Consider the following 13,259-nt stretch of genomic DNA (forward strand, 5'->3'; position numbering starts at 1 on the left):
TGCCTATTATAGAATCTTTAGAAATCACAACAGGCACTGCGCGACTCCAACACTGAGAAAAGTCGGCAATAAAGGTAGCGGAAGGTCAGTCAGCTAAGCGATCAACTCGTGAGGGGTTCTGAATCTGACTTCGAAGTTCTTCGCCAAAAGAGTGCCTCCCGAAAGCGAGACTGCCTCACCCTCCCAGATCCTCAAGCATATCCTCTGAAATCGGGAGGATGTCGGCAAAGCCACCATCAGTGAAACCTTCGTGATCGGTCAGCGCTCGCAACAAGACCGGACGCCAGTGATTTCGGTGGAAGGCTCTGATCTCAAACTGTGTCTGCAACCGCAGCGCTTCTCGCACCCCGTCTTGACCACTCGCGCGATAGGAAAGATGTAGCGCCGCAGCGTGTGACGAAATGTAAGTGTTCACTTCTTGCTGGTAGCGGTCATTCAATTTCAGGTCATGCATTTGCACCGTGAGCCGGTCGTAATAGCCTAAAGGAAGCGCTGCGGCAGCATCAATTGAAAACGACACGACGAGGTCAGCTGCATTGAGATTAACGGAAACTTGTACGAAGTCGATGTCAGGTAAAACGTCGTAGTATGGATGAAGGAAGCCTGCCCCTTCGTCAGAAAAACCAGCTAGCTTGGCTAAGTTACAGTCATGGCACATCGGTACCAGATTTCGTGTGTGGATTGCTAGCGGCTTGAAAACTGATCTTGGCAGGTGGTGATCGAGTTCGACCGCTCTCCCAATTCCACACACTGGGCAAAGATCAATGTCTTTTAACAAGCGCTCGCGTACAGAGTGCAGTATTCGGCCTTCCTGCGTCTTGTCATAAGCGGCAAAGAGTTCCTCCCGTAAAGAAAAAGGTAGGTCATCGCCCTTGAACTCGGTGCAAGGCGCTCCGCGGTCCTGCTCGTATTTGTCGTAGAGCGCGATTACCCTCTCGAGTTCCGCTTCAGTAATGTCATGGCCCAGTTGTTGGCCAGCATATCGATATCGACGGATCGCCCTTACGAGGTCGAGCCGATCGCTGGCACGCGAAGGTGCGGGAAGATTCCTCATTTCTTTCGGGCGAATTGTGTAAGAACATACGCGCGCGCCTGCGCGCTGAGGCCGGGTTCGAACAGTGCGTCTAGCTCGTCGATCGTATCGCAGCCAGTTACCAATACATCCAAAATCTTGTGGTAGTCGGTGCTAGACGCGGTCAGACCGAAAGCGTCGTAGGTGAGCACTCCTACATTCTCACCGAAAGTTTCCAGAACTGGTTTCTTTATTTCAAGCAACGTTCCCGTTCGCCGCACCCGGCGTACATGCCGAGATAGCGTCTCCTGAAGAAGCACTGGAGAATGAGTGGCGACCACGCATAGAGCGTTCAACTCCGTGAGTACGATGCGGACCGCATGCATGAGCGCCGCCATGAGAGGCGGGTGGAGGTGCGCTTCCGGTTCATCAAAGAGGACGAGCGAGCGCGGCATTGCGTGCGCAACGAGCGATGCGACGACGTGCAAGGCGATCTTGTGACCGGTGCTCCACCCGAGGAAAAAGGAGCGCGCTGACCTGGAAGAAGAAGTCAACCGCTCCATTTGATCTTTGAGGTCGGCGAAAGAAGGGTCGTTAACGAGCGGCTCGAGTGCCGCCTCCAATAGTTCGACACGCTCCTCCTTGCGTATGCGCGTGACGAGCTCGGCGAACTCATCAGCTAGCTTCTCGACCGGTTTCAAGCGAGTGGTGGTCCGGCGCTCGACTGGTTGCTTGGTATCACCACCACCCGAGGTCGCCTCCTCATCTCTCTCGATGTCCGCGCGCGCCTCAGCGACGAGATCGCGTAATCCACAGAAGACGAATCGCCCCTCTCCGCTAGCGAGGTCTTGTGTCATCTGTGACAAATCCTTGGCGCCAAGGCTGGGCACTACAAAGCTATCGAATGCGCTGTAGGAAATTGTAATAATGCGCATAAAACCAACGGATGGGGGGTCTAGCGTTCCGAGCGCTTTCAGCTCTTTAGTTGAGCGCTCCAAGGGCGATGCGAAAGCGATATGCGCCAACCGCGCGAGGAGAGTGCTCTTTCCCGACCCGTTGCGCCCCACTAGAACGAAGATGCGATTTGGGAGCAGCGTTCCGCGCCTACTCGGCCCGACCCGACGGTACGGCCCAAAGTAGTTGGCGGGTTCGGGAGAGCTAAAATCGAATTCGATGGGTTCATCCACTCCGGCCGGAGTGAAAGTGAACGCCTCGCTAATGTCGGCCAAGGATGAGAAGTTATTCTCGTAGAGCGCCTGTGCGTCGTTAAGGAAGCCGCGCCAATCGTAGTTGTCACGGAAGAGTGATTTCTCCCAACCCTCCTCGCCCTGGAATACTGCCACGAGCTCCGGGTGCGCCACCACGTCGTTCAAGGCATCCATGATCCGCTTTCGGTGCCGAGTGGGGAGCTCGTTAAGGCGTTGGTAGTAGTCAAGACTAGTACCGACTGAAGCCCAGTCTTCAGACAACTTGTTAAACGGCTTCTGAATAAGCTGCGGACCCGCTTTCTGACCCTTTCGAAGGATTTTTACGCCACCGATGTATGTCACATCCGAAGCGTCACCATCGGGTCTATAATAGAGGTGATAGAGTGTTCTAAAGCTATAGTCATTCCAGTCGTCCCGCTGGAGCGCAAAACGCGTATCCATACTCCTGAGCAACTGTCGCGACGGAGGTTCGATGGCGATAGGCAAGTTTGGTCTCCCTTTCCTCCGTTGATGCCGGGTCGAACGTCAATTGACGAGATGCGACATCGTGACACCAATTCTCAGACAGTAGACGGCTCCCTAGCGTCGTCCATCCGTTTCTAGCTGAATGTTCGATTGACCGAAACTCGCAGGAGGACGGTTCAAACCCAAGAAAATGGAGCTCAAAGCCCCAAGAGAATCTTGCGTTCGAGCGCACTCTTTCCGCGGGCTCAAAAAAGCATTGTGTTAACCGGTCGGCACAACAAGAATTGTCTCGGAGGGTCCTGTCGCTCGAGAAGATGCTCAAAGAGCAGGGATGCTCAGATACCGAGATCGAGGCAGCGAACGCGCGTCTGTGGCGTTATATCAAGCTGGTGCGCGAGCAGGCGATGCGTTCGGTCAACGAGGAGCACCAGAACGATCGCCAACGAGAGGCGAACCGACGCCGGCTCATGGAGAATGGGGACCTTTAGGCACAACCAATACGGCAAATGCCTATGAATTCACTTTTTGATATAATTGGGTGGACGACAGGGGCAGAGAAGGTATTGCCAGCCGCGATTCGTGTTGTGGGCAACGGATAAGTTCGCGGATTCAAATTTCGTGCGGGGGGGTTAAAACAATATGCTTCATAAAATTCAGAGAATTAAGGATATCGGACGTTTCGCCGACCTTTCGCACAAGGCTCCGCAGTTTTCGAAATTATCACTGATTTATGCTCGCAACGGCCTGGGGAAAAGTACGATCTGTGCAGTGCTCAGATCCGCGACCGAGGCCAATCCAAATCTAATATTCGCACGCAAGCGCGCAGGCTCCACGGCGCAAAGCGAGGCTGAGCTACTTTTAGATGGGGTCGGGGTGATAGCTTTCACAGGCGGCGTTTGGAAGAAGGCACCTGGAGCGATCATAATTTTTGACCAAGAGTATATCTCTCGGAATCTGCACGTAGGCGAAAGTGTGACGCGCGATAATAAGCGCAGCCTGGTTCCTGTGGTCCTCGGGCAAAAGGGCGTGAGCCTCGCAGCGAGCGTCAACGAACTTGATTCAGAGCAGCGAACGCTTGATGGCGAGATCAAGCAGATCGGGTCGTTAATAAGCGCTCGGATCAAAGCCGTTGATGCGCGCTCGTTAAAGAAATACTGCGAAGCAAAAATATCAGCAGACATTGATGCTCAAGTAGATCAAGCGCGCAAGGACGCCGAACTCGGCCGAAAAGCTACAGAGGTATCACGGCGAAAGGAGATCGCTGTGATAGCGCCTCCAGACCTTGGTCCACTTTTGATCTTATTTGCCGAAACGGTCGAGCATGTGTCTGAAGATGCTATCGCCCGCGTTCGCGATCATCTTGAAAAGCACGGAATGTCCCGAGAAGACACAAAGTGGCTGAACACTGGTTTCAACTTAAATCGCCTCGAGAGCGCATGTCCTTACTGTGATCAACCAATCGACGGTCTCGATCTCATTAAAGCGTACAAGGGCTACTTCAGTAGCGCGTTCACAGACCTTCACCGTCGCTGTCGCGATGCGAACGCAGAGGTCGAGAAGCTGGTCGAAACAGATTGGTCTGCGAAAGCGACCGCACTCGGATCGGATGTCGAGTTTTGGGGTTCCGTTACTCGCCTGCCAGTTGAACCCGTGATCACTGACTCAGAGCAGGGTGTCATTGAGACCGGACTTCTAGAGCTTCAAAGTCATTTCGAAACGAAGCTAGAAAATCCCCTAGAGACATTGGTGCCTTCTGACGCGTCCTTGAGAAAGATAAGTGCCGCGTTCGAGATTCTCTTAAGGGTGGATCGGGACATTTCCTCATGTTCCGAAGTAATTGCCGAAGCTAGGAAATCTGCAACCAGTGTAGATGTTGCAGCAGCCGAAGGAAGGCTGGCTTGGTTAGAAGCGCTGCAACGCAGGCGAGAGACCGAAGTTTCTGAACTCGTGGAACGTTATATTCAGGCAATCACACGAAAATCGGAGGTCGACATGCTCAAAGCAGCAGCGCAGGCAGACCTTAAAGCATTTACAAAAGATAATATAGGTCCGCGACAATCCCAAATAAATGAGATACTAAAAACATTCAGTGCAAACTTCCGAATTGTCGATACCCAAGCAACTTTTGTAGGACGCGAAGCTAACGCAGAATACGCGATCGAACTAAGTGGGACAAGATTCCCCGTCGGTGAGAAGAAAGTTGATGAACCTTGCTTCTCGACAATCCTCAGTGCAGGTGACAAGGGCACTCTGGCTTTAGCTTTCTTCTTGGCACAAATAAAATCTGACCCCGCCCTATCTGACGCTGTTATTGTATTTGATGATCCTTTTAATAGTCAGGATTTAGGAAGGCAGTTTGAAACCGAAAGTCAGATACGATCTTTAGCTTCTCAGGCGAGACAGGTCGTGGTCTTTTCACATGACCCTCGTTTCTTGTTCAATATTCAGAAAGATGCCTCAGGTGATGTAACTGCAACGTTTCAGTTGCTCTGTAGGACGGATGGAATCGGGTGTGTATCGCGCTGGGATGCCGGTGAAGAATTAAAGCAGCCATACGTTCGCAATGCTGAAATTATACGCGAATTTGCGACACAAGGCGCGCCAATTAAAGGAGAAAGTTTACAGAGCACCGCACAGGCAATTCGACCCTTCTTAGAAGATTACATGCGAGCGAGAATGCCTGGCCGATTTGCGGAGAATGCACTGATAAGTGAAATGTTGCCGGAGATCAAAAACGCTGGAGAGTCGGACCCTCTCTTTTCTGCTGTTGCAGGCCTGAACGCGCTAAATGAGTACAGTCGCAGGTACATGCATGCCAACGCGCCAAAGCCTGATCCTTCGGAACTTCAGGCTCAATGCCAGAAAGTTGTACAGATCGTCGGTGATTACTAAGCAATCGTGTTCTCTGAGGGCCCTCAATAACTGGTCGAAAATCGTCCGTAGAATCTGTGAATTTGATGATGCCACAGGAATCTCGGCTTTGTACGACGGTTCCAACGTACGACCTCACACCGGCTGGTCTTCATGGCCAGCCGGTTTTCTTTTAGGCTTCGGTTGCTGCTCCTCCGGAGCGTCATCGGGATTTTGTGATACGATTTCCCTCAACAGAGCCGTGTCGGTACTAGGTGTGTCCCGAGACGGGCAGCCCGCGGTGACGGATAAAATCCGTTGACACCAAATCCGCTCTGTTGAGCGCCATAAGAGAGAGATTCAAAGTTCGAGGTACACGATTCTGGGTGTACCCGCACGCGCGCACGCTGAATGAGCCTTTAAACACAAGATACCCAGGTTCGATGTCCCGAGGGGGCGTTCTGCTATTCGGTATAAGAACGGCCGACCCCACATGGGGCCGGCCGCTCTAAATGCACACACATTCTACTACCGTTTAATTTTCACCCGAGCGATCGGTATTGGTCGCTCACGAGATACTCCCGCATAGCATCTAGTCTTCATACGCGGCAGGTCGTGGGGATGAACGACGCGCACCGCGATGACACGCGAGAGCGTGTCGTCAAACCGCACAAAAACTTCCAAATTGGCAGATCGTTTTGAACGTGGACGCTTTGGGGTGTCCATCCATCTTCGATCAACGCTTCATACACATGCACTTCCGCAAAATTTTTATCACAGGTCCCTGGACTGTCAGGGTCCTCAGTATTTTCACAAACTACAGCACTCGCATTTTGCGGCATTGTCTCCTCCTTGGGCTGTCCGCACCGAAGGAGGGTTGGTCCTTTACAAAATTATCGAACTGATGTATGTTCTTCATTACCTGACTCAGTGCCGCTGGTTCAGGGAATGGATCGCAAGATCCTCAATTCGATAGGGGGCCAACACCTCCTCGTCTCGGGCTGAGGGGAGGTCGGTACGCAACTTGAGCCTCCCCCAGCTGGACTCTCGAGTACAGCACATTTCCCGCCGGAAGGACAGATCCTTCCGGTTTTTTATATCCAGAAATCTCCATGTTCATTCTTCCGTCCTGGCTCGGGTGACGGCGGATAATCTATTTTTTTGATAAATTTACGCAGTAGAGCCGTCTCGGTACTAGGTGTGTCCCGAGACGGGCAGCCCGTCGTGACGCTCATGCGTTTTTTGAACTCCCGAAAGGGATTTCGCAGCTCAAACGCTAGCTTTTTTCCGTCATAGGTCCGGTTCGAGGTCACCTCTTCGAGCAGATTCCTGCGATAGGCGACATCTCCCAAAAGATAGCTTGATTGAAGGCTTTTCCAGAGTTCGAGCTTTTTCAGATAGGCAGAGCGAAACTCGTTAAATCGGGTCTCTTCCTGGTCAATTGCCTGTCGTCCTTGCAGGATCGCTCGGTTGAGCTGCTCCCGGCGCCGGTTGTAGGTCGCCTGGTCGATGACCCCGTCAATGAGGGCGTCGGTGAGCCGATCGAGGCGCTTCGTGTCGTTGGCGAGTTTCAGGCGGGTCGTTGCCGTCATGCGATCCCATTCCGCCGTCCACTCACGATCGGTTCGCCCCAGCAGCCGATCGATGTCCGCCACGAGTTCCTTCGGAGCCTGATGGTCTTTAAGGAAGGCAACCACCTCCGCCTCGGCCCGGTCCTCCCGGATCGATGTGACCGGACAGCTGACTGTGTGGCAACGATAGTAGAAGCGACCCTTCTGGCACTCGCCGACCAGCTTGCGGCCGCAGTTCGCGCACATGATCATCTTCCGGAAAAGAAGATCGGCGTATTCGGTGCGCTGGATCGTTTTCCCGCGAAGCCGTCGCTGCACGGTCTCGAAGAGATCCATCTCAACGATGGCCTCGTGGATGCCCCCGAATGTCTCGCCGGTTGTGTGAATGCGGATGAGCCCCGCATAGAAGGGGTTATTGAGGACGACCGACAGGCCGTTGAGCGAGAGCGGCCTTCCGCCTCTCGACCGAAGACCGAGGGCAGCGAGTTCGGACTTTAGCGACCGAAGGGAATGATTGCCGTCAGCGTAGAGTTCGAATGCGCGCTTGATGAGCGGTGCCCGCTCCGGGTCGAGTGCTTTCGGTTTGCCGCCGCCCGCGTCGAGATAGCCGATGGGGGCTGGCAGGGGATAGAGCCCCTGTTTAAGCCGTCCGTAGAACCCCTTTTTAGTCTCGTCGCGCAGGTTGCGGATATAGTCGGCCGCGACAACGGCCTGGATGTCAGCGGAGAGCCGCCCGCCGCGTGAGGCGAGATCGAAACTCTCTGTGGCCACGAGAACGTGGATGCCGGAATCGATGAGCTCGCCGAGATCGGCCCAGTCTTTGAGATTCCTCGCGGACCGGTCGATCTTGTGGATGATGACCCCGTCCGCCTCATTGGCCCGAAGCCGACGCAACATGTCGGCGAAGACGCGGCGGCCGCGCTTGGCCGCGGTCTCGCGTTCTTCGAACCAGGCCGAAACGGCCGCGCCTTCGCGCTGGGCATAGCGAGCGATCGCATCTCGTTGTTCGACAAGGGAGACGCCGCGAACGCCCTGCTTTTGTGTTGAGACCCGGATGTAGCCGAAATATCGCTTCATAAAGAGTAAGTTAGGCGATTCTAGAATCCTCCGGGCGATCTGTCGAATCGCGCGCTCGGCGTTCGCGCTCGATTTCCTCGCGCACCTGACGCATGCATTCGGAACGCACGATCTTGATGTAGCGCCAAAGCCGGGCCTCGGCGGCATCGATTTCCGGTTCGGGCAGATGGGAAAGGAGATTGCGCAGGGATTCGATGCGCGGCGGTTTGAAGAGGATCGGGTCGGCTTGTGGTCTTGGAGGACGTCGAGGCATTGGCGATCAGCCTACCCCCTCACCGTGCATCGGAGCAGACGTGGAAATTCACGCCTCGTGAGAATTTCCACGTCTGTGGGCGATCGGACGGCCGCGATAGGCTCAAGGCCTATGAACCAGAAAACACAATCACCAAGTCCCTTGCCCGCTTCATCAGAAGCCCCGCCGCGCCCGCTTCGCCCGGTCGTCTCGGCGGTCCTGCCGAAGGGCACGCTCGTCGAACTCGTCTTCGACCCGGTGAAGAAGTCCGCAGGGCTCGCCGTCTGGGACGGTCACAAGGTGCATGTCGTCTCGCAACTCCCGGACGGCCCGGACCGGCTCGTTCCAGCCCGCGAGGCCGAAGCGCTCGCCCGGCACCGCGTCGTGAAGTTCGCGTCCGGTACGGAAAGCTATGGCGAGACCGAAGACCTTCTCGCGGCGATCCGCTCGCACATCCATCGCTATGTCGATCTGCCGGCGGCGTTCGAACGGCTCGCCGCGCTCTACGTCCTCATGACCTGGGTCCATGACCGGTTCGAGGAGTTGCCCTATCTCCGCCGCCGGGGTGAGTTCGGGACGGGCAAGACGCGCTTTCTCATCACACTCGGCAATCTCTGTTACAAGCCGATCTTCGCGGCGGGGGCCTCGACCGTCTCGCCGCTCTTTCATCTCATCGACCGGATTGGCGGGACGCTCATTCTCGATGAGGCCGATTTCCGCTTCTCCGATGAGCACGCCCTCATCGCGAAGATTCTCAACAACGGCAATGTGCGCGGCTTCCCGGTTCTAAGGAGCGAGAGTCCGAACGGGCGGGATTTCCGGCCGCGGGCGTTTGAGGTGTTCGGGCCGAAAATCGCGGCGATGCGCGGGCGCTATGACGACCCCGCGCTCGAGAGCCGCTTCCTGACCGAGACGGCGAGCGGTGCGGCTCCGCGGGCCGATATCCCGATCAATCTGCCCCCAGACCAGGAGGAGGCGGCACAACGGCTCAGGAACCGGCTCCTTCTCTGGCGCTTCCACAATCACGGGAAGATCACGGCCCGGCAGGACGAACGCCTCGACCGGTTCGAACCACGCTTGAGGCAGATCCTCACCCCGCTTCTGAGTGTCGCGGCTGAGGAGGAAGACGTCGAAGCCATCCTCATCCACGCCGAGGCGGTCGAGACGGGGCTCAAGGAGACGCGCGGCCAGAGCGTCGAAGCCGAGGTGTTGACCGTCACGCGCTGTCTGCTGGATGCGACGGAGACGGCGGGTGCGAGCGTGCAGGCGATCGCCCGGCTTCATGGGAAAGTCTTCCTCGGGGACGCGGCGCGGGCGATGAATGCGCGGTCGATGGGACATATCCTCAGGGTGCGGCTCAATCTCCCGACCCGGAAGAGCCACGGTGTCTTCATCGTGCCCCGCGAAGCGGGGGCTGCGATAGCGGCCTTGTGCGCTCGCTATGGGGTCACGCAGGAAGACGCCGAGCGCCTCAGCGCCGCCGCCGGGCTCGAGACAAGGGTGGACTACGGGGATGAGGGGGATGTCGCAAAGGCTGCCTGACTCGCGAAACGGAGCGGCGTGACAGGCGCGATGCGCTGCAAGAATGCTCGAGCACCTACACATCGCAACATCCCCGAACGCCCCGACCTCCCCCGCGAGGGAAACGAGCGGGCAGAAAAGAGACGACGGCTTCGAATGCGGCGCGGTGAGCGCCGCATTCGCCGCTGGGGTGAATTTCCACGTCTATGAAGGAATGCGGTATGCTGAAAGGATAAAGATGGCGCCCGGACGGTAAGTGGTCCGATCGCGCCCCTTGATCTTATGCATCATCCAGATTCATTCAGCTTCAAGGCCTGCCGTGAGCGTTCGGGCCTCGACCAGGCCGAGCTCTCCCACTTGTTGGGACTTCGCCACCGCAAGGCGATCTCGCCGTTCGAGACCGGACGCCGGCTCCCCGATGCGCGCACGCTCATCGCCTATGAGCTCGCCTTCGGCGACTCGGCGGCAGCGCTCCTTCAGTCCGTGACCGCGGAGGAACGCACGCGCATGCTCCACCGTGCGCTGCGCCTCAAGCGCCGCTTCCAACATCAGTCCGCTCCGGATGTCCATGACAAGGTCGAATTCTTACGCGCCCTCATCGCGCGCCTCTTGCGCTACCGGCGCCCATGACGGCGAAGGCTTGTGTGCGCGTGCTCGCCCTGCAGCCAACCGCGCGCGGGCTCGGCTATGCGCTCTTCGACGGGGACAAGCGTCTCCTTGATTGCGGGGCCTATGAGACGCGAAGCGACAAGAATTCGAAATGCCTTGCCAAGGCCGAGACGCTCCTCGCCCTGGGGCAACCCCAAATCGTGGCCCTCGAAAACGTTCATGCGTCAGGAGCCCGCCGCAAGGAGCGGATCGTGACGCTGATCGCGCGCCTGTCGAACACGGCGACCGCGCGCGCCTGTCACGTCGAACCGGTCTCACGGCTCGAGGTTCATGCTCACTTCGCGGGCTTCGGGACGGGATCGAAGGACGATGTCGCCGTCGCGGTCGCGGCGCTCTATCCCGAACTGAAGCGCCGCCTGCCGCCCCGGCGGAGGCCGTGGCAGGCGGAGCATCCAAGGATGGTCGTGTTCGAGGCCGCGGCGATGGGGATCGTGGCGCAGACCCGGCATCTGAAAGAGACGGCCTGATATCGCTTATCAGGACAAAAAGAATGGGACCGCCCCCAAGGGGACGGTCCCGTTTTGATGAGGCAGAAAGACCTAATCCGTGCGTGCCATGGCCTCGGCGGCCGATTGGCTCACGGCTTCAAGCCGTCCGGCTCCTGCGGAGGTGTAGCTTGCCATCGGGAAGGTGAGATAGCGCGGGGTCCAACCCGAGGCTTTCTCGCGGCCTTCACCGGTGAGATAGGCCTCGACGATGGCCTTCTTGGTCTTGAGCGTCTCGTGGAGATTGGCGGTCAAGACCGCCTCTCCGCCGAGCTCGCCGAGGATGGCGTCGACCGTCTCCCGGTCGCGCAGGAGGTTCGAGAAGGCCGTCTCCGGCGACCACCAGGTGGCGGGATCGACCTGGAGAGCGCAGCCTGCGGCCTCGACGCCCTCGCCGCCCGCTTCAAGGCTCTCGGCCATGACGAGGGCGAGGAGGGAAAGGACGGTCGCGTCATCGAGCGCCAGCAGCGTCCGGAAATGCCCGCTGAGCGACGCCCCCCTGCCCGGACGGGCGATGAGCGTGTCGGGCACGAAAGGCAATCCGAGTGTCTCGGCGGCCGCCTCACGGGCCGCAGCCAGCGCTCCGTTGGCCTTCGACGCACGAATCGAGGCGGCGACGGCTTCGCTCAGCGCGCGCTCAGGATCGGGTCGGACATTCCAGTGACCCGATCCCGAGATGAGGTGGGCGACCGCCAGCCGAAGGGCCACGCCGGGGGCGGTGAGGAGTTCGGCGCCGACCATGGCCCGGCGATGGAGCGCAAGATAGTCGCTCATCGTCTGCGTGATCTCGGGCTTCGCGGGTTGCTCGATGTTGGCGTCCTCAGAGCGCTCCGAAGCGATCTTCTTCGCGTAGTCGCGCTGCGACAGGCGGCCCTCATGGATCGAGACCTCGCCGTTGGCATGGACCTCGATCACGATGTGACCGCCGTCGGACTTCGCGACCTCGTGCTCGTTCCAGCGTTCATAGCGATCGTTGGGGCCATAGATGCGGACACCGGCCCAGCCGTCGGCGAGATAGGCGGCCTTGCGTTCGGCGATGGCGGCGTTCTGGAGCGACCAGAAACTCTCCGCGTCGTCGAAATAGGAGGCTTCACCGAAGAGATCTGTGACGATCCGGCCGGGATAGGCATCAAGATCGAAGAGAGCGGCGCTGGTGGCGATATCCTCGCCGCCGAAGAGCCAGCGTTTAAGGGCGTAGCCTCGCGGCGCGCGGGCTTCGGGATTCTCGAAGAGGGCGAGCCAGTCGGTTTGCTGCGCCTTAGTGGCGAGGGTGAGGTAGCGCACGCTCTCGGCGTCGATCTTGCCCGCACGGTAGGCGATGCGGATTTTTGGCGCGAGATTGCCGAGGGCGAGGCGCTGGCGCACGAGGGCGGGCGAGACCGCGAAGGTTGCCGCGATGTCCTCGACGCTGCGTCCTTCACGCGCGAGCCGGGCGAAGGCCTCAAACTCGGTCATCGGATCGGGATCGAGGCGGGCGAGGTTCTCGATGAGCGAGGCTTCGAGCGCGTCGGCATCGTCGCCCTCCTCAAGAATAGCGCACGGCAGAGGCCCTGAAAGTTCGGCGGCCTTGGCGGCGAGATAGCGACGCTTGCCCGCGACGATCTCATACATGCCGTCCTCGCCATTGGGGCGGACGAGAAGCGGGGTCAGGATGCCGCGCTTTTTAACGCTCGGCAGGATGTCCTTGATCGAAGCCTGTCTGCGTCCTCCGCGCATGTTGACGGGAGAGACGATGAGCTGGTCGAGCTCGATGTGTGTGAGATGCATGGGGTCAGTCTCCTTGTTGAAGCCGCCACCGGTCGTCGGGAAAAGCCCCGGACCTTCCGGGCGGCGGAGACGGCCCTGAACGGACCGGGGTCCGGTCGGCGCATCCGGCAGAACCGGACCGCAGCGCAGCGAAGGACGCCTCGAAGAAGGCGTTGCGCCAGGCCGGGCGCCCGGTCTGACACGGCACGGATCAGCCCGGAAAGGTCCCGGAGCCCCTGACAGGCCCGGACTCAAGGAGCTGAATTACCGGCAGAAATCGAGCCTCATTCCAGTTTTCGGATAAAAGTCAACGAATGAAAAGATTCGGGCACGACAGAAACTGTAGTGTATAAAATGCGCTTCTTTAGTTTAATTGAACGCACAATTATGAGATACTGCACACATCTCAATTGAAGGAGGCGC

9 protein-coding genes are annotated in these 13,259 nt (G+C 58.0%); 5 read left to right on the forward strand and 4 right to left on the reverse strand.

Annotated features, from left to right (window positions below; all coding sequences use genetic code 11):
• Positions 1-175 precede the first annotated feature (175 nt).
• Together ACFOOR_RS07585 and ACFOOR_RS07590 are read right to left on the reverse strand one after the other, a co-directional pair.
• On the reverse strand, positions 176-1,054 hold the full coding sequence (locus tag ACFOOR_RS07585; RefSeq protein ID WP_343164851.1) for an HNH endonuclease: 879 nt from the start codon (positions 1,052-1,054) through the stop codon (positions 176-178).
• Positions 1,051-2,706: an ATP-binding protein gene (locus ACFOOR_RS07590; RefSeq protein WP_343164850.1), complete on the reverse strand. Its 1,656-nt coding sequence runs from the start codon at positions 2,704-2,706 to the stop codon at positions 1,051-1,053. Before ACFOOR_RS07590 ends, ACFOOR_RS07585 begins: the two co-directional genes overlap by 4 nt.
• A 293-nt stretch (positions 2,707-2,999) precedes the next feature.
• On the opposite strand from ACFOOR_RS07590, the gene ACFOOR_RS07595 reads away from it, so the two are divergent.
• Entirely contained in the window at positions 3,000-3,173 is a 174-nt protein-coding gene (locus ACFOOR_RS07595; protein WP_343164849.1) for a hypothetical protein, read from the forward strand.
• A gap of 151 nt (positions 3,174-3,324) precedes the next feature.
• Positions 3,325-5,577, forward strand: coding sequence for an AAA family ATPase (locus ACFOOR_RS07600; protein ID WP_343164848.1), 2,253 nt, complete (start codon positions 3,325-3,327; stop codon positions 5,575-5,577).
• 1,052 nt (positions 5,578-6,629) lie between these two features.
• Here the strand turns inward: ACFOOR_RS07600 and ACFOOR_RS07605 are convergent.
• A complete protein-coding gene (locus ACFOOR_RS07605; protein WP_343164847.1) occupies positions 6,630-8,330 on the reverse strand; it encodes a recombinase family protein in 1,701 nt (566 codons plus the stop codon).
• Between the two features lie 247 nt (positions 8,331-8,577).
• Between ACFOOR_RS07605 and ACFOOR_RS07610 the strand changes: the two genes are divergently transcribed.
• The 3 genes from ACFOOR_RS07610 to ACFOOR_RS07620 all read left to right on the forward strand — a co-directional run bounded on the left by ACFOOR_RS07610 (position 8,578) and on the right by ACFOOR_RS07620 (position 11,072).
• On the forward strand, positions 8,578-9,957 hold the full coding sequence (locus tag ACFOOR_RS07610) for a hypothetical protein (protein ID WP_343164846.1): 1,380 nt from the start codon (positions 8,578-8,580) through the stop codon (positions 9,955-9,957).
• A 261-nt stretch (positions 9,958-10,218) separates the two neighbouring features.
• A complete protein-coding gene (locus tag ACFOOR_RS07615; RefSeq protein WP_343164845.1) occupies positions 10,219-10,566 on the forward strand; it encodes a helix-turn-helix domain-containing protein in 348 nt (115 codons plus the stop codon).
• A gap of 14 nt (positions 10,567-10,580) precedes the next feature.
• Positions 10,581-11,072 carry a hypothetical protein gene (locus tag ACFOOR_RS07620; protein ID WP_343164844.1) on the forward strand — a complete coding sequence of 164 codons (492 nt, stop codon included), beginning with the start codon at positions 10,581-10,583 and terminating at the stop codon, positions 11,070-11,072.
• Positions 11,073-11,144: 72 nt separating this feature from the next.
• On the opposite strand, the gene ACFOOR_RS07625 is transcribed toward ACFOOR_RS07620, so the two are convergent.
• Complete coding sequence (locus ACFOOR_RS07625; RefSeq protein ID WP_343164843.1) at positions 11,145-12,857, reverse strand: ParB/RepB/Spo0J family partition protein; 1,713 nt, start codon at positions 12,855-12,857, stop codon at positions 11,145-11,147.
• Positions 12,858-13,259 lie beyond the last annotated feature (402 nt).

The sequence above is a fragment of the Hyphobacterium vulgare genome (genome assembly GCF_042643335.1).
Taxonomy (GTDB): Bacteria; Pseudomonadota; Alphaproteobacteria; order Caulobacterales; family Maricaulaceae; genus Hyphobacterium; species Hyphobacterium vulgare.

What these genes read in the sequence shown, in the direction of transcription:
- ACFOOR_RS07585 (WP_343164851.1), bottom strand. Translation starts at nt 1,054, where the DNA reads ATGAGGAATCTTCCCGCACCTTCGCGTGCCAGCGATCGGCTCGACCTC.
- ACFOOR_RS07625 (WP_343164843.1), bottom strand. Translation starts at nt 12,857, where the DNA reads ATGCATCTCACACACATCGAGCTCGACCAGCTCATCGTCTCTCCCGTC.
- ACFOOR_RS07615 (WP_343164845.1), top strand. Translation starts at nt 10,219, where the DNA reads ATGCATCATCCAGATTCATTCAGCTTCAAGGCCTGCCGTGAGCGTTCG.
- ACFOOR_RS07605 (WP_343164847.1), bottom strand. Translation starts at nt 8,330, where the DNA reads ATGCCGCCGAGGCCCGGCTTTGGCGCTACATCAAGATCGTGCGTTCCG.
- ACFOOR_RS07595 (WP_343164849.1), top strand. Translation starts at nt 3,000, where the DNA reads ATGCTCAAAGAGCAGGGATGCTCAGATACCGAGATCGAGGCAGCGAAC.
- ACFOOR_RS07600 (WP_343164848.1), top strand. Translation starts at nt 3,325, where the DNA reads ATGCTTCATAAAATTCAGAGAATTAAGGATATCGGACGTTTCGCCGAC.